Source organism: Saprospiraceae bacterium (genome assembly GCA_016714025.1).
Classification (GTDB): Bacteria; Bacteroidota; Bacteroidia; order Chitinophagales; family Saprospiraceae; genus Vicinibacter.
On sequence record JADJOB010000002.1, the window covers coordinates 2039232 to 2058913 of the forward strand.

Sequence of the window (19682 nt, forward strand, 5' to 3'; positions counted from 1 at the left end):
ATGCCGAGAAGGATCTATTATAATTGTCATACCCATATTTTTAATGTTCATGTTTTACCCGATAATATTATGGGGCCTACTATGGGTTATATTATCAAAGCATTGAAATTTGGTCAATTACCTTTTTGGGCATTGAGTTTTTTGAAAATGCTTGGAATTTTTAGTGATGGGGGAGGCGTTGAAAGATTGAAAATGTTCTTCCAGTCCTTTTCCCAGGGTCCTCAGGAAGATGTTTTTAAACACCTGGTTTCATTGTATTCAGAATTTGCATATGATAAAGAATTTCGATTTGTAGTCCTTAGTCAGGATATGGACAGCAACGGTGTTGCAAAACCCAAAGAAGATATTTATCGACAAGTAGAAGATTTGTCGGAGATTAAGAACTGCAATCTTCCTACTCTTATGGCTGAAAAGATGATGCCATTTATAGGGATTAATCCTCATACACACCCTACATACCAATCAATTATTGATTTTGTAAAACATTATATAGAAAAACGTGGCTTCAGTGGCGTTAAAATTTATCCTTCTTCTGGTTATTTTGCGGATGATGAGAAATTAATGCCTTTGTGGGCATATTGTTCAAGCAATGAAATTCCAATAATGACCCATTGCACTTGCGGACCTATCTATTTTAGAGGAGATTTGAAAAGTCGATTAGGAGACAAGGTCCGTTATCCCGAACTTTCATATAACAAAGTAGCGCAAGCGAATTTTACGGATATGCACTATTTTAAAAAAGTGTTGAGTGTTTATCCTAAACTTAAAATTTGTTTTGCTCATTGTGGAGGAGCTTCGGTTGTGAAGGCATATCAATATTCTGCTGAACGTAGAGTTGCGGAAATTCAAAAGGAATGGTACAAACAACTTAAGGAAATGTGCTTGCAATATGATAATGTTTATTGTGATATCAGTTTTTTAAATTCTGATAAGGATCGTCTTTTAGAAATAAAAAGTGATTTTGACTCAGGTAAATTAAATAAGGATAGACTGTTATATGGTACAGACTTTTTTGTTAATATGCATAAAACATCTGAACATATGGCTTTTAATAGAAGTGTTGAATGTTTTGATTTCTTAAAAATTGGTTCGTCGAATCCAGCAAAGTATTTAACGAGCAAACTTCAAATAGCGCCGGAAATTATTTGAAATATGGAATCAAAGATATTATTTAAGGATTTTATACCTCAGAAGGCTGTCGCATGGTTATCATTCTTTACTTTAATTCATACATTAACGCGGGAGCAAAAAGTTAAAAAATCCAATGACGAAAGGGAATCCAGTAATTCATTTCGGGATGATATTTTAGATTGTAGTAAAACTTCCTTAAGTGAATATTTTATTGATTACGTTTCTGATACTGGTGATGGTTTTAATGAAACACTTAGTGTGTTGAATTTTGTTACAAAAGATATTGAACTTGAAAACAAGGTATTAAAGCAAGGAGAATTATTGTTATTTGGAGGAGATCAATGTTATCCTTATTCAAGTTATGATAATTATGCAAATAGGTTGTTTGGTCCATTCCTGTTAGCTCAAACTTTAAATAATTCGGCAAAGAACTTGTTTGAATTGGCGCCAGAGAAAACATTGATTGCGCTTCCGGGAAATCACGATTGGTATGATGGACTTAATTCGTTTACTGAGTATTTTTGTTGCAATAAAATATACGGAACCTATAAAGCTAATCAAGGGAGGTCTTATGGAGCTGTAAAACTAAAAGATAATTTGTGGATTTGGTATCTTGATATGCAATTGTCTGAGAATTTAAATAACCGGCAAATAGCGTATTTTACTGAATTGGTTAATCAACATCAAAAGGGGGATGAATTTCAAGATCAAGTATGGAATATCATCCTGAGTGTACCTCAGCCATATTGGTTTCAAAAGACAATTGATTGGGATGACAAAATGACTACTCAAATTGAGCGCTTTATTTCTGAATTGTTTTTACGTAAAAATCCATATACAATTGAAGCAAGTGATCATTGTGAAGAAAAAACTTATAAAAAGGTTCTAAGCCTTAAATTAATTCTAACAGGAGATATTCATCATTACCATCGGTTTTCGCTAAGATTGGATCAGTCTTTGAATGAAAGTATTTATATACTTAATAAGCACGTCAAGCCTATTCAGGATAATTTGCAATTGATAACTTCAGGAGGCGGAGGGGCTTATAGTTATCCTACGCATCATCTGGAGGATAGAACCAGTCGCAAACCATTTCAAGCTCGTATCAACAATCATGTGTTACATTATGAAAAATGTTACCCTGATGCATTTGAATCCTGGAAGCAATGTCATTCATGTGTTTGGAATCTATTAGCAAAGAATTTTTCCTTTTCTCTTTACATTTTAATTGCATATTTAGTATTTGGATTTGTTAATTTTTTGGATTTGCAAAAATTAACTCTAATTGATCCACAAAGAGTGCAGTTATATTTGTGGTTAAACATAGTAGGATTTATTATTATTCCGGGCGGAATTGCATATTCTATGACGGATAGACTGGATAAGTCCTTTAAAAATCTGGAATACTACCATAAATTTGGGTGGATACTTTTAGTTGTGGCCTTATGTTTGTTGAATATTACAGTCTGCATTTTCTGTTTACGCTTATATGAATCTTTATTTTCTTATTTTCATTTAAGTTTTTATCTGATATTGGGCTTATTATCAATTGTTAGTACGTTCATTTTTAGCTTGTACATTTATCTTTCACACATTAATTTTAAACTGCATGATAATGAAGTGTTTTCAATCTCCCAGATAAATCGTTTTAAAAATTTTCTTCGAATTAAAATTGATAAAGAGAAAATAACCATATACCCAATTGGAATACCGGATATAAATAAAAAATTGATAGAATATTTTAAATACAATGACGATGTATCATTAATAGAAGCTCTAAATCAAACTAAAATTGAGAAAATTGAGCAGGAGATTGAAATTAATTTGTGAAAATAGTTTGTCGTTACCAGCTTTTGTTGTCAATGAACGCTGATGCTTTGTTCCGCACAGGCTTCATTTTTTATTTTTCTATATCAACAAATTCGCATATTCTTTAGGTAGCTCCAATTTTTCTGTATCAACTTCATTTTTTATTTCAATTGCACGTTGTACATAAAAAGAATTAGGGTTATGAATATTTATCCTCTTTATCTCCAATGCACATAATTCAGTTACGGGTTCCCAAAGATGAATCACCAATCTTGCAGGTAAATTTATTTTGTCTGTTACGAACAGCTCAAATATTTCGACAATTTCCCAGTCATTTTTTACATTTGTTCTTTTCTGCTCAATATTCATCTTGTAGCATTCATAACCTAAAATCGTTTTCTTTTCTGATTTAATTTCTTCAATTTTATAGTCTATTTGCCAATCGCTTGAATCTGGGTTGTGATGTAAGTTGAACTTAGTTATTTTCGCTTCATGGGTTTTTTCATCTTTATAGAAATGTTGCATTATCCCACTTTCCGGTATTATACGAATGAATTCTTCTGGCAATTGATATTGATTTCTTTCGTATTTGATTGAAGACTTATTGACTGTGTAAATGAAGCACTCCATATTATCTTTTTCTATTCTCTTTTTCCAGGCACCAGTCCATTCCTCTATAAATTTTTCTTCTTCTAATTTATCCTTTTCAGTTTGCAAACGTTCTTCTTCTAATTCAAATTCTCTATTTAAATCAATTTCCTTTACTTCAAATCCTAAGTCTTTGTCATCAATACATATTTGAATATCGTATTTGATTTGAATTATTTCATTCATCTGGTAAATTACAATTTGATATTTGAAAGTAGATTGTTGCTATTAGTCATTTTTTCATTTTTTCTTGCTTGTGCCGAACGTCTAATAAGGTGCTTACGACGTCCCGACAAATACCTGTAAACCAAAAGTAATAGCTATTTCTCAAAAGTCCGCCAAAAGTGAATGATAAATGTTGCTTCGTCGGGATGTCTTAAGCACCATGTTATGTGCAGTGTGGTTGTCTAAACGCAGTAATAAAGTTTGACGCCAACGCTATGTTAAGTTAGAGCCAAAACCTTTTGTCAATTGATTCACCTCTCTTATTATTGAAATAAGGGTGTTGCCAAGAAGGCTTTGTATTAAGTCCTGTGAATTTATGTCCACCAGTATTTCTGCTTAAATAATATCTCCATCTGTAATGGTCATACACATCTAAAATATGTGTAGCGTAACTTGTTGCAAGTTCATTGTCACCTTTAATTATTAAAAGATTTTCGTCATTGTTGTATGAAGCTCTAAAGCCTAAATTATGACTACCTGTGATTACAACGCAATCGTCTGTGAAAGCATCTATCACCATTATTTTGTCGTGAATAATCGCATGAGCAGTTGGAGATGACTTTAACAATTCAGCCATCCAAAAAGCGAAATCATCTTTTAGTTCTTGTGCACCAACAATGACGGGGTCATTAATGCCTCTATGAAAAAGAGTAACGCTTGATGATTCAACTGCTCCTAAGTCAGTAGCAGCACCTCTAATAAATAAGTCTGGTTTCGAAATTTGAACATTTGCTGCTTCGTTAATTATACTTGGCGTTCCGGGTTGGAACGCAAGAAACAGTATTGATTTTTTTGCACCATTCATGGCATTAAAAACTTGTTCAATGTCGTCAGGCATTGGGGAATTTGCTGTTTTGTTCTTTGCTTTTGTGTTAGGAGAGAACCAAAGTGAAATTTCTGTGTTACCAATTTTTACTGAGCGTTCCTGATTATTGTCTTTTCTAAATTTTGAACCTTGTTCAGCATCATCGGTTTTCATTCTGTTCCAATAATCCATATAATGGTCTGCAAGGTCGTTAGACTGAATGATGATTGCGTTGTTAGATTGTGAACATAAACCAGTAGTTGTCCAATTGGTACTGCCTGTCATTACTGTTGTAGGCTTACCTTGTGGATTTACATAAATTACAAACTTGTTATGTCCAATATGTCCGCTTGAAACCATTCGGTCTGTGATGTCCATACCTGAATCGTGTAATGATGCTCTTGCTACTTCATTTGTGGAATCGTCAGCACCGGTATTCGAAAGTATAAGATGAACTCTGTCTTTTGCTTCTAAAAGCTTTTCAACTAATTCAGGGTCGCTTAATTCATACAATGAGCAGTAACATTCTCCCTTTTCCTTTATCGCTTTGTCAAGCAAACTCATAACTGCATCTTTTAATTCATCCGCTAATTTGTTTCTTAATTTATCACCAGTCTGCTTTATTCTGTCCAACAATATTTTGTAGTTAGGAATCCCAGAGCTGGATTTAGGAATTTGGCTTGATACAAATTGAGTTGATAAAATGCCTCTGTTGAAATATGCTTTTATTTTTCCAGTTCCAGGCGAAAGAGTTACCTGATTAGTAATAACTTTCGCATGTGATTTTGCTTTAAGATTAGTTGAAGTTCCCGTCATCGGAATAATGGTGTATTCATAAGTTGCACCACTTTCGGCAGTGAAATCACGCCAATTAAATTTCTGAATGGGCCAAATTGTTGTTGGCTTAAATTGTCGGGTTTCAACACTTTCCTTTTTGAAGCCTACCATACTTTCAAGTGTAACCTCTTTATTTGTATTGATATTCTTTCGTTTGATACAAAACCCTAAACAGTCGTCAATAGGATTTTCATAGTCCCAAACAAGTAGAACTACATCATTGTTCGCAAATGCTTTTGCTTGATTCATGTTAGTTATATTTTAATTGTTAATGATTCAAAAGTAGAAATTAGGATTTTCGTATCTTTTATGTTTTGGTTAATATTTTCTTGAGCCGGTCTGTCCAATTAATGTTAGCACAGATGGTCGGTCGAATGTGTTAATTGCACTTAACGTCAGTCCATCTAAAAACTATATCACTAAACCCAAAGTTAAGAAATCATGCCTTATAAGCGCAAAAGATATGCTTTACGGAATGATAATTTCTAATATTTTGGGGCAGCAAAATTCCGGGGCAATAAAAATATTGCTTCTTATATGCTTAAATTTCATTGTCTGCGACCAAAATCAATTGAAAAGTGTTTGGAGGAACACTTTTAGCTCATTTTTTTCAAGAATGTTGAAAAATCTTCGAAAGTTAAAGGCTGTGAACATCAGGCCAACATCGGCACTTGCACGCTTTATACCTCGTTTTGTAGTGATGTAATAAAAACCCCATTGGCGTTTGATGATTCCGTAAGTATGTTCGATTATGGCTTGTCGCCTTTTGTATATCTCTGGCTTGGATTCAATGTTTTTCTTATTTTGATCAACGTAATTTTGATACTCAGTTCGTTCAATTACACGACCTCTTCAACGGGAGTTCTTCGTGCAGGAATTAATTAGTGGGCATTGCTTTCATGCCCCGGTCTTAAAATGTTGGACCAGTATGGGCGCATTCTTTTTTCCGGGAGCATTGCGGTCTTTTTTGTACCAATGACCTTTGGTTGTCAATAGTTGTCCCTGTGGACAGGTGTAAGTTTGGCTTTCAACATCATAAAAAAATTCAGATACATTGTAAGCCGGATCAGGAGCCATGTATGCAGATGAAACATCAGGAATGGCTACCATTACTTCAATGTCGCGATCGATGGCAGATTTAAGTTCACTGCCGGTGTGATATCCTTTGTCGTAGAGGGCCGTAAATTCATTGGTCTGTAAAATGATTTGAGCTCTTCGCAGCATGCCGCCCATAGTTTTGCTGTCATTATTGTTGGTTGCTTTATAATCCAGGACAAGTTTATTGTTCTCATCGACCGTAGTCTGCACATTATAGGCAACCTCGGTAATGTTGTTTCGGGTAATGAGCTGTCGGCTGTCGGGGTCTGACGTGGATATTTGCACTTCCCCGCTTTGATCTAATTGGGCAGAGAGATCATGATAAAATTGTTTACGGCTGTTGTGTTTTTCAATATGAGCCTGAATAGCTTCCTTGTTGTCCTCATCTGCCTCGGCAAGTGACATGGTGTATTGGTTTAGTTTATTGTCGATGTACTCAAGGTGTTGTGTTATTTTCTTTTGGTTGAAATTGTTTTTTTTACTGTTCTGGGCCCGAAACTTGGTGCTGTCTCCATCGATGAGTTTTCCACCGATGAGTTCAAACTCTTTTGCAATACTTACCGTGTAGCGGAAGACTTTGCGTATAGCTTTTTCATTGTCACGCCTGAAGTTACTGATGGTGTTGTGATCGGGATAAAGTTGCTTGAGCAGCCACATTACTTCTACGTTTCGATTGCATTCCTTTTCCAAACTCGCGATGAACGAATGCTGTTCAAGTAGCCATAAATAAAAAGTTTGAGTAGGTCCTTGGGGTTGTAAGCTGGTCGCCCTTCAATGATGTGATGCATTTTAAAATGAATATCGGCCATCTTAATGCTTTCCACAATCAAGTCAATCAATCTGACTTCATTGTCAGCATCAACGATCTGATCCAGGTTTTCAGCAAACAAAAAGATTTGACACCGGTCTGTTCCTTGTATGTATCGCATGCTTTAAAGATACCTAATCGAAACGATTGTATCCATATCCTATTCAAAAAGTATTCAACAATTTCGATTGAGTTTTTAGACAGTTTGACGGTCTGCAGCTACCCGAAGGGTGGGAGTTTGAAGACGTAATTAACTTAAAAAATCGAAGTTTGGATCAACTAGAAAGTTTCATTCGAAGAAGAAAGCCAGCCTTTTGGGTAGGTGCTGTTAGCTACTGCCTTTTTTACTTGTTAATTAATTTTTCAAGATCTTCTCTCTTTACTCCAATTAATTCGTCAATTTGTTCTTGATACAAAGGGATTAAGTTTCTGTCGGAAATTCCACCGTAAAGTCTTTCTGTTTCTATTGCTACTATTTTTTGAGTAAATACAAGTTGTTTAATATATATTTTTAAATTTTCCAAATATGCCGTGTCAGTTTTCAAGTTTCCACTAACAATTATATTTTGCATTTTTTTTAAGTTGTAATTCGAGTTATAAAACTCTTTTATCCCAACATCTGATAAATGTTTTAGTACATTTTCATTAGTCAAAATATTTTGATACATAACAGGTAGTTCAGGTAAGTTGTCTTTAATATGTATTTTAGGTGAATAGGAACTGTCAATTTTAATAGTTGCTACATTGTATGTTGCTTGAACATTTTTTGTCAAATTTGACAAGTCAAAAGCAGTTGCATTTAATAGTTTTATAGCATTTTGTTTTTCTTTATTGTTTTCACTTTGATTTGTAAAATAAATAGCTAAAAAAACACCTACAAATGTGGCTATTAAAGTAAGTAGAAAATTAAATGCATCTTTATGTTTTTTCCTAAAATCGTCAAATTTTTTATGAAATAAAATTAGTACAATTAAGATTAATAATATTGAAGTTAATAGGTACATTTTAGTGTCTGTTTAAGGTTGCAGCTAACTCAAAGGAATGTTGATGATTGCCGCCTAAAGTTAAGAATTGGAAGTAAAATATCAAAACATACATCAACATTTCATTTGTAACCTTATACATTCTTTCCAAATTTAAAAGCAAATGACTTTTGACGAGAAAAGCCGGGTCGTAATAAAAGAGAAAAGTTGTCAAATAAAATTCGACTTGGAAGTTTCAATATTAGCCTTTTCTTAAAGTATGACAAAGACATGATTGATACAAAGAACGAGCATGTTATGCATTACGAACCGCCGTCTTGGCGACTATAAAGTAGAGTCTATCCTGAAGGGCAAGAGTAGTCCTGCCTTGCAGGATAAATAGTGAGAGACACAGCCTGTTAGTAGAATCTGGGATGGCCAAGTACTCGACCAGTTACAAATCTATTTAATGTTATATATTATTTGTTTTACAATGCTGGTTGGAAAACATTTAATAATTCCTGAATTCTCTTGGATATATGTTGAATCAATAGACTTATTATTTTTTTGAACTAGTTTATTTTCATAATAATAGCCAGATATTACCCCAAATATCACGGGTTTAGAACTTGAGTTATCAAAGCAAACAACAGGTCCGCCTGAGAATCCTGGATTGTTATGGCCATCAAGAAAGTAAAGACAATATTGACCTGTATTAATCCATCCAGATATTATACCACTTTTTACAAGAGGAAGAATTCCAATCTTGCTGGTTGTATAAAATTGATGACTATCTAATTTAGGAAATCCAAGAAAATATATATCTTGACCAAGAGTAACATTTCCATCTATTGAAAATGGAATCATTATTTGAATAGACTTGGTTAATTTTAAAACTGCAATGTCCAATGAATTATCAGTATGAATGAAATATTGAACTTTAAGTTTATAATATTTATCTTCTTGATAAATATTGATTGTTGTAGAATCTCCATTAAGTAAATTTGATTTAAATAAGTGCTTGGCTGTTATTAAATATTCTTGGTTATTGATATTAACTAAAAAGCAAGTTCCCTGTTGTGTATCAGTTTCTATTATATAAGTTTGACGTAAAATGTCAGCGGTAATTGGGTATTTTTGCACAATTGCAGTATTGGCAAAGAAAATTATTAAACATAAGAAGACTAATTGCTTTTTCATAAGCATTATTTATTCAGTAATTATTTGCTGCTAACGGCAGTCCGTCTAAAAACGATCAGTTACAACGAAAATTGTGTTTCCAAATAATGTTCAAAGTCTTTTACGATCATTTTAAAATTTAATTCTTCAATTTCTGAAAAGCAGTAGTGAAATAATTTCAAAGTTTAGCAAAGGTAAGTGAAAAAATTTGGGTATTTCTGATGAAATCATAGAACACATCTCTTAATATAGTCTCTTTATTATTAATTTTAATTTCTTAGTGGTTTCAGGTTGCTGTAGGGCTTGCCGATTTGGAGGATTTTGCTAAACAAGAGACAGTTTCTAGATTCATTTAACTCATTTGGGAAAAACATTACACGACTATATTTGCATGAATTCAGATCTATGCTCAGATTTGCTTATTTCATCAATGTGTTTATTAATTGTTAAATTCAAAATATAATCTTATACTAATCACAGTAGTTGTAATTATATAGAAAATCAAACTAATGTAGGCCAAATTTGTTAAGTCATAACTGTAATAGAAAAATCCAATATTGAATAAATTCAAAATCACAATGGCCAATATTATCTGGAGCCTAAATATTCCATATGATTTTGCCCAATCGCTTTTTCTAAACAATAAACTATTTTTGATTAATTCTACTTTCATTTGTTTTAAAATATCATCTTGGCTGTGACTCGAGTAATATTCCTTCAAGAGATTATATGATTTAATAGAATTGATTAAAAAACATAAATATAATATAAATCCCGGTATGAGTAATGTTACTGTATGTTCTATAGTTGTCATATAGTGACAATCAATTGTAATTCTAATCAGAAGAAAAGTAAATTGCATTAAAGTAAATATAAGGTAGAAATAAAAGTAACCCCTTGTAAGTGCAATTTTACGATGATATCTTTTTCTTATTTCATTCCTGATTTTGATTTCTGGAGTATCCTCTAATTGTTCAAACTTAACATTTTTGATATACTTATAATAATAGACGCTTTGAAAAAAGCAAGTAAATAATACTGGTATATTGATTAAATAGAAGCACCATAATTTTGGTAGTGAAATTATATGGCCATCAATTTCAAAGAATTCCTTAGGATATACTATTGCTCTAAATGTCTCATGTTCAAAAGTTCCAATTTTAAAAAATAATGAAACAGCAAGTACAAATTGTAAACATATGATAAATACAAAGAAAATAACATCAAATTCTGGCAAATATGAATTACTTGAAAATGTTCCTCCCTTATTATAAGGGGAAAAGCTTTCTGGATTTTTTCCAAAATATTTTCCAAAGTTATTTCCTAGACTTTCTTTCCTTATTGAAAATACGACTGCTTGCAATTTCCTATAGGAATATCCACTGCTTGCAATAAATCTTCCAAGCAAAATAAGTACACTTTGAGATACAATGTATGAGCCGAGCAATGATGATATTGAATGACTAGTGATATTATAAAAATTTCCTTTTCGTATAGGTTCCCAAAATAGAGCATCTGGGGTTGTGTCTGCATAGATTAATGAATATCCCACAATAACTATTATAACGCCAAGGAAAAATTGAATAAACAAACTTTGCCTATGATTAATATTTGAACTAAATTGCTTTATAAATTCACTTAAAATAGTATTTTCTGATTTGTCGGTACTCATAAATTAATTTTAAAATTATGAAATAAAATGTGATTATTGATTTATTTAAATTTGTTATTTTTATTTTTCCGATTTAAACAGGGTTGTTAATATTTTGAGAACTACTAATGATTTTGTAATTTGGGTTGACCTAAGAGTCATATAACAAAAAAATAGCGCTTTCATTTATTTCGACTATTCTCTAGGATCTCATTGTATTAAAATAACAATTGATTAATGTTTTAACAAACCCATTGGTGGGTAATATTGCCTTTCTTAAGTCGAAATGAAATTGATTTTAAATCTGTATTCAACATCAGCAATAGATTTTGTAAAATGGTCAAAAAGCGTATCACATGATCTTGGTCAATTAGACTATCAAACGATTCTGAAAAAAGAACACATTGATTTCTGTCTTTACCTTGAATATACAGCATCTAACGTGTTGCAGCTACAAGAAGTTGGCGATTTCGTAGACATAAACTGTCTGCCACCACTGAACTTGATACGAATCACAAAGCTCCAATTGGCCACTGAACCGCTAATTTCTTGTAGGTGCTGTTATCGGCTGGCTTATTATCAGACGTCTTCATTTACCAATTTCTTTAAGGATTTCAGGAATTTCTTTAAATGAGTTTATCCAAATCACATTGAATCCTAAATTATTGGCGTCTTGTTCTTCGATATTTTCTATTACAGGAATCAGCTTTTGGTCTTTAATTTTTAGACCTTCATTTTCGGGATATAAATCTTCAATTGAGTACCGTTTTTTGATAATATAATGATTCTTTTCGCCTTTGCCGTTCTTACGTATAGAAACATCTAATAGCCTTCGCATATTAGGGTCAGTCAAGCTAATTCCTGTGAAAAGGCAAGTACAATTGTTAAGATGATTTAGTTGTACTAAATTGCTCCAACTAAAAGGGTCTATAAACTGAGAATGGTATGCATCCTCACTAAAGACAATTTCGTTTTTTGAGGTTAAGCTCTTTTTTCTTGGCAAACAGCCGTGGGGATGATAAATTGGTATTTGTTTATCTGTAAACCGTTCCCCTTCAGAAAAAATACATTTAAAATCGATTTTTTCTTTCGCTAAGTTTTCTTCAATTAAGTCATCAAAATTAAACGTAATTATTGCTCTTAATGGTTTTCTTTCACGTTTGGGTCTACTAAGTTCAGAAATAGCATCAACTGTGGAACTCTTATAAGTACAGTTTTTATAAAGGGTATCCCTTACAGTTGTTGTAAACTTCCTTCCCAAAAGAGTCTTTAAATATTGAGCAAGTATAAGTGGCGAGACGTTTATTCTCTTTTGAAACAAATTGGCAAGTCTTGTGTCTATATCTGGAACATCTGTATTATCTGAATAGACTTCCTTAAGAAGTGATTTTAAAAGAGTATTCCAAGTTGGTATACCTGCGTCATAAGAAATACCCGCACCACAGAATAAAGTCAAGTTTCCTCTGTTATATTCTTCTCTAAGATTTCGGATTTGAAATTCATAGGTATCTGGTTGAAACTTATCAGCCTCCCGCTTTACTCCTAGATAGCTTTTAGTTTCTTTCTGTTTGAGTGCCTTAATTAATTTTTCATACCCCTCCTCAAATGAAAACCTGAAGTCAGCAAATAATCTGTCTCTAAGTGAAAATGGGATATCACAATCTTCAATAAGAACAGGAAGAATAATTCTCTGTTGTTTTGATACTTCTCGATTGAGTATTGCGGATAATTCGAAATTCACCCAATTTGAACTAGTACTGTGCTTTGACAGAAGTACAATAAAGTAATCCGTATTCGAAATTGCATCATTGATTTTCTCTTGAATGTTTTCACCGGCAGATACTTCCTTGTCAGCCCTCCAAGTCTGAACACCATCATTTCTAAGTGCAGAAGTGAGTTTGTCCAGAAACTTTTTGTCTTGAGAACTATGGCTTATAAAGACTTTTATCATTTTTACATTTATTTAATGTCAGGATGCGACTTTAACGCTTGCCGACGGTTTCGAGCTTGGCGAAGGTGGCGATTTTCACCATAAATGTTGAAGCGGAGAACCAAGTTTGATTAACCACAAATGTGTCTGCGGAGCACTGAACCGCCACTTTTGCCAAACTCGTGTTAGCAGCTGATTTTTTAGAAAGGTAAATCATCATCTTGAGGTTCTTCAGTCTCCTTTAATTGCACAAATTCCTCATTCCAATCTGTCCTCTTTATGAATTTCAGTTTTTTGTCTTCGTCAAAAAGTCCGTCTGATATTTTCAGGATGTGCTTCTTTCTATTTGCTGTTTTTACCCATTCAGAAACAAAATCATCATTGTCAAAAAGGTCGGCTTCAATTTCTTTAAATCCTCTAGCATCTAACAGTTTTTTCATGTCGTGAAAACCTTCTATGTAGAAATTATAAGGAATGTCCAACTTAGTTCTAAGTGTTTCAGTTAAAGGATGATTTATCATAAGAATTTTGTTTATTTCCTCTGTTTGTCCTTTGTTTTCATCACTTAAAAAATTCACAAGTTTGTTAAGGGTCTGAGCAGTTTTTTCTAAATTTCTAATTAGACTAACTTCTTTAATTCTTGTTTGCTCTTCTAAAAAACGTTGGAAAAGTCCTGCAAATTGTTCTTTCAAATACTTAGAAATATCCGATGCAGACTCGAACCCTTTAATATTATTATTTGCATTTAGGTTTTTTACTTCCTCAATGAATTGATAAATTCTAGTGTCGTCAACATATCTATATTTCATAGCCGCGTTGTCTTTATTAATCAAATATGTCTCATATTCAGAGAGAACATTTTTTTCAATGAAAATATATACTTGCTTATTTTCTTTTAATGCAGTTTTTAGTTCAAGCTGCGAAATAGATGAATTATTTCTCTTTGATTCAGAACCGAATCGTCCACCTACAATTGAAACTAAAATATCCACAGCTTTAATTTCTTTATAGCAATATTCTTCCAATGCTTCATCTTTTCCATAGGGTATGTCACCCTCTTCGTTCCGAACTGGGTCATAACCTAAATTTTCGATAAATGTATCAAGGTCAGACCTCACTTGTCTTAGGTCGTAAAATGTAGAGCTTATGAATATTCTTGGTTTTGCCATTGCTAAATTTATTTATAGTCTGTTTATTTTTTGTGTCTGCCTAAATTTGCTGCTATCATGCCACAGCTACCCACAGGCTGGGTTTTAGTACATCAATATATTGAGTAATTCAAATGACCAGCTTGAAGGTAGGTGCTTTTAGCAGCAGTACTTATTTCTTATTTTTCTTAGGGTCAACACCTTCGTTAAGCTTTTCTCTGTCAGCTGGCGTTGTAGGAGGAATTACAATACGCTTAGTTGTGTCGTTCGAATTACTATTATCTTGATTTGAACTACTGTTTGAATTATTTCCACTTGTTTGATTGTTGTTATTTTCCATAATTACTGAATTTACTATTTCGACTTTGACTACTTTATCATCCATTATTGGTTTGAAAAATATATTCGCTAATAAAATTACTATTGATACGATAATTGCAATGATTGTTAAAACTACTCCTTTGTTATAACTCCTGTTGGCTTTGTCAATTATTATTCTATTAGCCTTAAAGGAATCTAAATTAACTGCTAAGTCAAATAAAACAATTTCTTGCAGTGGTTTATTCACTAAATCTGGGTATTTGTCAACGCTTATTGCTTGTTCTAATGGCTGTGGTCGAAGCACATTTAGCATAATAAGTATTGTCCAAATAAAAAGCCCAATTGGAATTAAGGAAATTAATTGAATCCAAATATATGCGTCATTCAACCAATTTAGGAAAAAAGGTATAAATAAAGTTACAACACCAATAATAGTACCCGCATATGAATGCTTTATTCTATATGATGTGATTTGTTTTCCAATTAAATCTTTAGACTTTATTGCTAAATATTCGATTTCTTCTTTTTGCATATTTGGGATGAATTATAGGGCGTTAATTTTGAAATACAAGGTTACATTGGTCACAAATTGCTTTACCTTTCATACAACTATAACAGTAATAACATCCACATTTTCCACACTTTGTAACACTACCCATTGAATTCCCAGTAGGATCATAATGTCCATGACAACCACATAATGAACATTGAGCTTCGATGGAATTCGTATATTCTAAATAATTTGAACTCCCGGTAGAAAACAATCGATAATTACTACTTTGTGATTTTAATGCAATTATTTCGCTTTGGAGGTCATTAATTTGATTGGTGAGTTCTAGCTTTTTAGTACTTTCTTCTTCTTTAAGATTATTCATTCTTTCTTGGATATTTTTTATCTTATCATTTGCTATTTTTAATTTGGTGGTTAATTCATTTTTAATATCTAGTTTTTCAATGAGTTCCAATCTTTTCTCTTCCGACATTTCTGAAAGAACTATATTAATGCTTTTGATTAAAGTTTCAATATGCTTTTCCTTTGCAAGGAAGACTTCAGCTAGTTCATTATTAAGTTTATGTTGAATTTCTTTTTTCACTTCTAATGAATTTTCAAATTCAATTATCCAAGGAATGGGTTTATTGGTCTTCACTTCTCTTATAAATTTAAATATATTATAATCAATATGGCTTGGTAAGACTTCAGTTAATTTCTTTTCAGTATCATCATTAGAATTCCCATCTGCTTGCAACTTCCTGTAAGATTGATAATACGTCATTAATTCTTTTCTTATAAAAACAATCATTCTTTTCTGTTTGTGTAGCGCAAATCTGTATTCCGCATGAGTTGGTGATACTTTCTCACCATTAAACAATTCTTTATAGCCTTCCCAGTCAAATGGTTTTCCATAATTAGAATCAATGATTAAAATCATCATAAAACACTTGTCTAAAACCGGCAAACAAGATTCCCAAGGAGTCAATTCAGGTGTTTGATCTGGAAAGCCAGATTCAGAACTTAACTTTGGATCATATCCTAAGTTTGATAGAAAAGAACCTATTTCTGCTCGACAGTCTACTAAATTATAAACAGTTGAACTAATAAAAATTGGAATTCGATGACTACTATCACTCATATTAATTGAATTATATTAATGCCTTATAACGGTTTGCAGCTTTGCGTTGTGGCGGATTAGATGCACTGACTTGTCTAAACGCACCATGTTTACTAATTGCGCTACTGATTATATTCGCACTTTCCCCGCCATAACGCAAAGGTGCTGTTATAGCCAGTGCTTATGTATTTCAATATTATTTATTATGAAGCAATTGCAATACTTAATGCCCAATCTAAACCACTTTCCTTTAAACAATATTTTACCGCTGCAGAATACGGTGAATATTTTCCTGCTAATTCAAGCAACTCTAATTGTTTTGAACGAATACTTTGTTTCCTCGCCATGTCATAATTAATTGTCTGCAATGCAAGTAAATTTTGAACCTGTCTAATTAGTCTTGCGGTTTTTCTGTATCTGTCTTTTCTTCCTTCTTTTAACCCTTCCATATTCAAATTCATTCTCCTGATTGTGTATTCGGCTTGAATATAGTCCCTTGCTGAAGTGACGCGCTCTTTGGGGCTAATTATTCCCTCATTGTCAAACTTTAATTTGCCTGGGTCTTCTGGTTCTGTTGGGTCCAAGAAGCGAATATCTTCATTCTCTATAGCATCGGCTGGAAGATTTGCTTTGTTTGCATTCACATGAAAGTAATCCCTCTTGCGCACATTTCCAGCAGGTGCAGAATAACGATAGTTTCTCCAATTAAAAGCCAACCACCAATATCCTCCTTGGTCTGCTCCATTTTCATCAATTGCACTTGACTTTGGTCTGAAATGGTCAACATGACAATGAGCAAAATCATTTACGGATTCTGAATACCAACATTTACGTTGAAGTACATTACAAAATTGTTCTTTTAGTTCACCCCACATTGCTTGATTATCCTGAATAATCGTTGCTCTCTCAGCAGGTGTTGCCGCATTTATAAGTTGGTCAGTCAAAGCATCAGCTCTGTCCAACCAATCTTGTTCAGGTTCGTGATCATCTATGTTTACAAAAATCATTTTTTCTCGCCCTGTTCTTTTAGTAAGTCGTTTAAGGTATCTAACGCAATATCATTTTGCGCTTTCAAGTCTTCAGCTGTATAATTTTCCTTTTTGAATTCATCCCTCTCACTAATTGCAACAATAAATTTTTGATAGAGTGGGTCTCTGTCTGTCGTGTTGATTCCCAAACTGTTTAGGTTCTGAAAGATTTCATTTAACTCGATTTTTTCTTCGGTAGATAATTCCGTATTATCTTGCTTTGAAATCAATTCATTTCTTCTGTCTAGCACTTTAAGGGTTTTTTCATCCAAGGTTGATGACAATCCGAATAATTCACTCGTTAAAATGCCCGCAACCCCTAACCCCTTGGGGTCTGTTTCGGGTTGAGTTGCCTCTATGATTCCGTTTGATTCAGTAAAAACCCTTACTTGTTCTTTCAATAGACTTCCAATAATTAATGGATCATGCGTTGTGAAAATAAACTGAGTATTGGAAAATGTTTCCCGAAGAATTTCAATAAATGACCATTGCCATTTAGGGTGCATTGAAATATCAACTTCGTCAATAATTACAATAGCGTTTTCTTTGAAGGCAATTTGCGGATCCGAAAGTGGAAAAGTATTTACAAACCGCTGCATTAAATAACCAATCCATCCAATCACTATCTTAAATCCTTGACTTACTAAATACAAAGGAATTCCATTAGGAGAATCTGAAGTAATGACCCATACATCAGGCGGATCAATTTTCGTTACAGTTTTAAAAATTATATTTTTCTTGGTAATTCGAGAAATGATTTCAAAAACATTTTTAATTAATAGTTCCTCACTATTATTTCCTTCCTTTTTCTCCTTTATTGAATCAAAATATAAATTCGCGATCCAGCCTGAAAATGAACGCAAGCGATAATCATCAGAATTGTTTATTAATGGAATCAAATCACTAACATGAGGCTGAATGATTTTATTCTGAATAAAACCTGAATCTTCAAGGGATTCGTTACCTCTTGCCTGTGGAAAGCCTATAATAAGTGACTTAAGATAATATTTACTGTAAATAATATGTGATTCATTCGTTGCAATTATATTGATATCATTTCCATTATCATCAGGTAAAATATTTAATTCGTTTGAGAATAGATCTCCATCAATAGAATAATCCAATTTGATTAAGCCGTTTTGATATTTTATATTTCCCTCTGAGAAATCCTGAATTTTCAAAAAGCTTCTTTTTGATTTTTCATCCAGCTTTTTATGATTAGGCCCTGTTATTGCTAGCGCCAAGGCTTTTAGAATAGTACTCTTCCCCGTTCCATTTTCTCCTATTAAACAAGAGATGTCTTTATCAAAAGAAATTTCTAAGTTTGAAAAATGTCCGATATTCTCTAAGGTAAGTTTTATTAAACGAATATTTGGTTTATGTTGCTTAAGCGCTTCAAGGATTAAATTATTGAATTGTTCATAAGAGCTATATTTCTTGCATTCATTTGGGAAATTTTCTTGTAAATCAATCTTTGTTTTTTGAAAAATATCCCACTTACTTAGGTTGGCGGAATCAAATCCTGTTTCGATAAACTCGTCTTGTGTTAAGATGAAAAATCTAACCCCCATTTTTTTGCAATTACGAGCAACTTCTTTTGCTAATTTTTCATTATCATGTGAATCAATTGGGATAATAATAAAAACAAGGTTTGTTTCAGCATTGATGCTTTTTGCCGTAACTAAAGGAATGAATTCAATTGATTGGGTTTCGGAAAATGATTTTAACAAAGACTGATACCTATTGATCACAGTTTCTTTACTCGCGTTTGTAAAAAAGTAAGCCTTAGTAATGATAGGAGAATCTTTGGGCACAGGTTCATTTTGGCGTTCAAGAATAAACTCTATTGTTTTTTTGGGATCCGTTGGTGAATATGTGTCAGGTAAAGGTATTTTATTCCCATTTATAGAAAGATGAACCAATTTAGTTAGATTCTTTATTTCCTCTGGCAGATGCGTCAATTGATTGTTTTCCAAAAAAAGATGTGTCAGATTTGTTAGCAGGCCTATTTCGCTTGGCAAATACGCTAGCTGATTATTGTCAACTCTCAATTGAGTCAATTTTGTTAATTGCCCAATTTCATTGGGTAGTTTGGAGATTTGATTATTTCCAATTAGTAGTAATAATAAATTTTTAAGATTTCCTATTTGCGGAGGAATCTCTGAAATTTTATTATGTCGAAGATATAGCCTATTAAGATTTACAAAGTTTCCAATTGTGTCAGGAATCAATGTTATTTGATTTGTGTCTAAAACAATTTGAGTTTCTCCAACTGGTATAGTTGGAAAAGATGTTAGCCCTTTATTAGCTTGGTTAGTCGGCATATTTATTGAATTAATGTTCTATTTGGCATTGGCTATAACGTGTTTATAAACGCTACAAAATATCACTTAGCCCTCCTGTTTAGTAGGCTATACGAAGTTCTTATTCTTTATATACAAATATAATCATTTCTATATAGAGTCATAAGGCTACTTGATTTTAATAGCCTT

General features: G+C 32.8%; 17 protein-coding genes. 2 read left to right on the plus strand and 15 right to left on the minus strand.

What is annotated here, in order from left to right:
* Positions 1-1149 carry an amidohydrolase family protein gene (locus IPJ80_11225; GenBank protein MBK7914057.1) on the plus strand — a complete coding sequence of 383 codons (1149 nt, stop codon included), beginning with the start codon at positions 1-3 and terminating at the stop codon, positions 1147-1149.
* A gap of 3 nt (positions 1150-1152) precedes the next feature.
* Complete coding sequence (locus IPJ80_11230; protein ID MBK7914058.1) at positions 1153-2961, plus strand: metallophosphoesterase; 1809 nt, start codon at positions 1153-1155, stop codon at positions 2959-2961.
* A gap of 78 nt (positions 2962-3039) precedes the next feature.
* On the opposite strand, the gene IPJ80_11235 is transcribed toward IPJ80_11230, so the two are convergent.
* The 15 genes from IPJ80_11235 to IPJ80_11305 all read right to left on the minus strand — a co-directional run bounded on the left by IPJ80_11235 (position 3040) and on the right by IPJ80_11305 (position 19514).
* Positions 3040-3774 (minus strand): hypothetical protein, encoded by a 735-nt coding sequence (locus tag IPJ80_11235; protein ID MBK7914059.1) that lies wholly within the window; start codon positions 3772-3774, stop codon positions 3040-3042.
* Between the two features lie 262 nt (positions 3775-4036).
* Complete coding sequence (locus IPJ80_11240) at positions 4037-5704, minus strand: hypothetical protein (protein MBK7914060.1); 1668 nt, start codon at positions 5702-5704, stop codon at positions 4037-4039.
* 318 nt (positions 5705-6022) lie between these two features.
* A complete protein-coding gene (locus IPJ80_11245; GenBank protein MBK7914061.1) occupies positions 6023-6295 on the minus strand; it encodes a transposase in 273 nt (90 codons plus the stop codon).
* A 57-nt stretch (positions 6296-6352) separates the two neighbouring features.
* Positions 6353-7243 carry a transposase gene (locus IPJ80_11250; protein ID MBK7914062.1) on the minus strand — a complete coding sequence of 297 codons (891 nt, stop codon included), beginning with the start codon at positions 7241-7243 and terminating at the stop codon, positions 6353-6355.
* The gene (locus IPJ80_11255; GenBank protein MBK7914063.1) at positions 7216-7482 is read right to left on the minus strand and encodes a transposase; all 267 of its coding nucleotides are present in this window, start codon (positions 7480-7482) and stop codon (positions 7216-7218) included. The genes IPJ80_11250 and IPJ80_11255 overlap by 28 nt, the downstream gene beginning before the upstream one ends.
* Positions 7483-7705: 223 nt before the next feature.
* On the minus strand, positions 7706-8365 hold the full coding sequence (locus tag IPJ80_11260; GenBank protein MBK7914064.1) for a hypothetical protein: 660 nt from the start codon (positions 8363-8365) through the stop codon (positions 7706-7708).
* Between the two features lie 420 nt (positions 8366-8785).
* Entirely contained in the window at positions 8786-9523 is a 738-nt protein-coding gene (locus IPJ80_11265) for a trypsin-like peptidase domain-containing protein (protein ID MBK7914065.1), read from the minus strand.
* 418 nt (positions 9524-9941) lie between these two features.
* Positions 9942-11174 carry a hypothetical protein gene (locus IPJ80_11270; GenBank protein MBK7914066.1) on the minus strand — a complete coding sequence of 411 codons (1233 nt, stop codon included), beginning with the start codon at positions 11172-11174 and terminating at the stop codon, positions 9942-9944.
* A 568-nt stretch (positions 11175-11742) separates the two neighbouring features.
* Entirely contained in the window at positions 11743-13104 is a 1362-nt protein-coding gene (locus IPJ80_11275; protein MBK7914067.1) for a TIR domain-containing protein, read from the minus strand.
* Between the two features lie 31 nt (positions 13105-13135).
* On the minus strand, positions 13136-13303 hold the full coding sequence (locus IPJ80_11280; GenBank protein MBK7914068.1) for a hypothetical protein: 168 nt from the start codon (positions 13301-13303) through the stop codon (positions 13136-13138).
* Positions 13284-14252 (minus strand): DUF4062 domain-containing protein, encoded by a 969-nt coding sequence (locus IPJ80_11285; GenBank protein MBK7914069.1) that lies wholly within the window; start codon positions 14250-14252, stop codon positions 13284-13286. Before IPJ80_11285 ends, IPJ80_11280 begins: the two co-directional genes overlap by 20 nt.
* A 151-nt stretch (positions 14253-14403) precedes the next feature.
* Positions 14404-15084, minus strand: coding sequence for a hypothetical protein (locus tag IPJ80_11290; GenBank protein MBK7914070.1), 681 nt, complete (start codon positions 15082-15084; stop codon positions 14404-14406).
* Positions 15085-15106: 22 nt separating this feature from the next.
* Positions 15107-16183, minus strand: coding sequence for a DUF4062 domain-containing protein (locus IPJ80_11295; GenBank protein ID MBK7914071.1), 1077 nt, complete (start codon positions 16181-16183; stop codon positions 15107-15109).
* A 182-nt stretch (positions 16184-16365) separates the two neighbouring features.
* Positions 16366-17169 (minus strand): hypothetical protein, encoded by an 804-nt coding sequence (locus IPJ80_11300; protein MBK7914072.1) that lies wholly within the window; start codon positions 17167-17169, stop codon positions 16366-16368.
* Positions 17166-19514, minus strand: a complete 2349-nt coding sequence (locus tag IPJ80_11305; GenBank protein MBK7914073.1) for an AAA family ATPase — start codon at positions 19512-19514, stop codon at positions 17166-17168. Before IPJ80_11305 ends, IPJ80_11300 begins: the two co-directional genes overlap by 4 nt.
* Between the last annotated feature and the right edge of the window lie 168 nt (positions 19515-19682).

What these genes read in the sequence shown, in the direction of transcription:
- IPJ80_11225 (MBK7914057.1), top strand. Translation starts at nt 1, where the DNA reads ATGCCGAGAAGGATCTATTATAATTGTCATACCCATATTTTTAATGTT.
- IPJ80_11230 (MBK7914058.1), top strand. Translation starts at nt 1,153, where the DNA reads ATGGAATCAAAGATATTATTTAAGGATTTTATACCTCAGAAGGCTGTC.
- IPJ80_11235 (MBK7914059.1), bottom strand. Translation starts at nt 3,774, where the DNA reads ATGAATGAAATAATTCAAATCAAATACGATATTCAAATATGTATTGAT.
- IPJ80_11240 (MBK7914060.1), bottom strand. Translation starts at nt 5,704, where the DNA reads ATGAATCAAGCAAAAGCATTTGCGAACAATGATGTAGTTCTACTTGTT.
- IPJ80_11255 (MBK7914063.1), bottom strand. Translation starts at nt 7,482, where the DNA reads ATGCGATACATACAAGGAACAGACCGGTGTCAAATCTTTTTGTTTGCT.
- IPJ80_11260 (MBK7914064.1), bottom strand. Translation starts at nt 8,365, where the DNA reads ATGTACCTATTAACTTCAATATTATTAATCTTAATTGTACTAATTTTA.
- IPJ80_11265 (MBK7914065.1), bottom strand. Translation starts at nt 9,523, where the DNA reads ATGAAAAAGCAATTAGTCTTCTTATGTTTAATAATTTTCTTTGCCAAT.
- IPJ80_11270 (MBK7914066.1), bottom strand. Translation starts at nt 11,174, where the DNA reads ATGAGTACCGACAAATCAGAAAATACTATTTTAAGTGAATTTATAAAG.
- IPJ80_11275 (MBK7914067.1), bottom strand. Translation starts at nt 13,104, where the DNA reads ATGATAAAAGTCTTTATAAGCCATAGTTCTCAAGACAAAAAGTTTCTG.
- IPJ80_11280 (MBK7914068.1), bottom strand. Translation starts at nt 13,303, where the DNA reads ATGATGATTTACCTTTCTAAAAAATCAGCTGCTAACACGAGTTTGGCA.
- IPJ80_11285 (MBK7914069.1), bottom strand. Translation starts at nt 14,252, where the DNA reads ATGGCAAAACCAAGAATATTCATAAGCTCTACATTTTACGACCTAAGA.
- IPJ80_11290 (MBK7914070.1), bottom strand. Translation starts at nt 15,084, where the DNA reads ATGCAAAAAGAAGAAATCGAATATTTAGCAATAAAGTCTAAAGATTTA.
- IPJ80_11295 (MBK7914071.1), bottom strand. Translation starts at nt 16,183, where the DNA reads ATGAGTGATAGTAGTCATCGAATTCCAATTTTTATTAGTTCAACTGTT.
- IPJ80_11300 (MBK7914072.1), bottom strand. Translation starts at nt 17,169, where the DNA reads ATGATTTTTGTAAACATAGATGATCACGAACCTGAACAAGATTGGTTG.
- IPJ80_11305 (MBK7914073.1), bottom strand. Translation starts at nt 19,514, where the DNA reads ATGCCGACTAACCAAGCTAATAAAGGGCTAACATCTTTTCCAACTATA.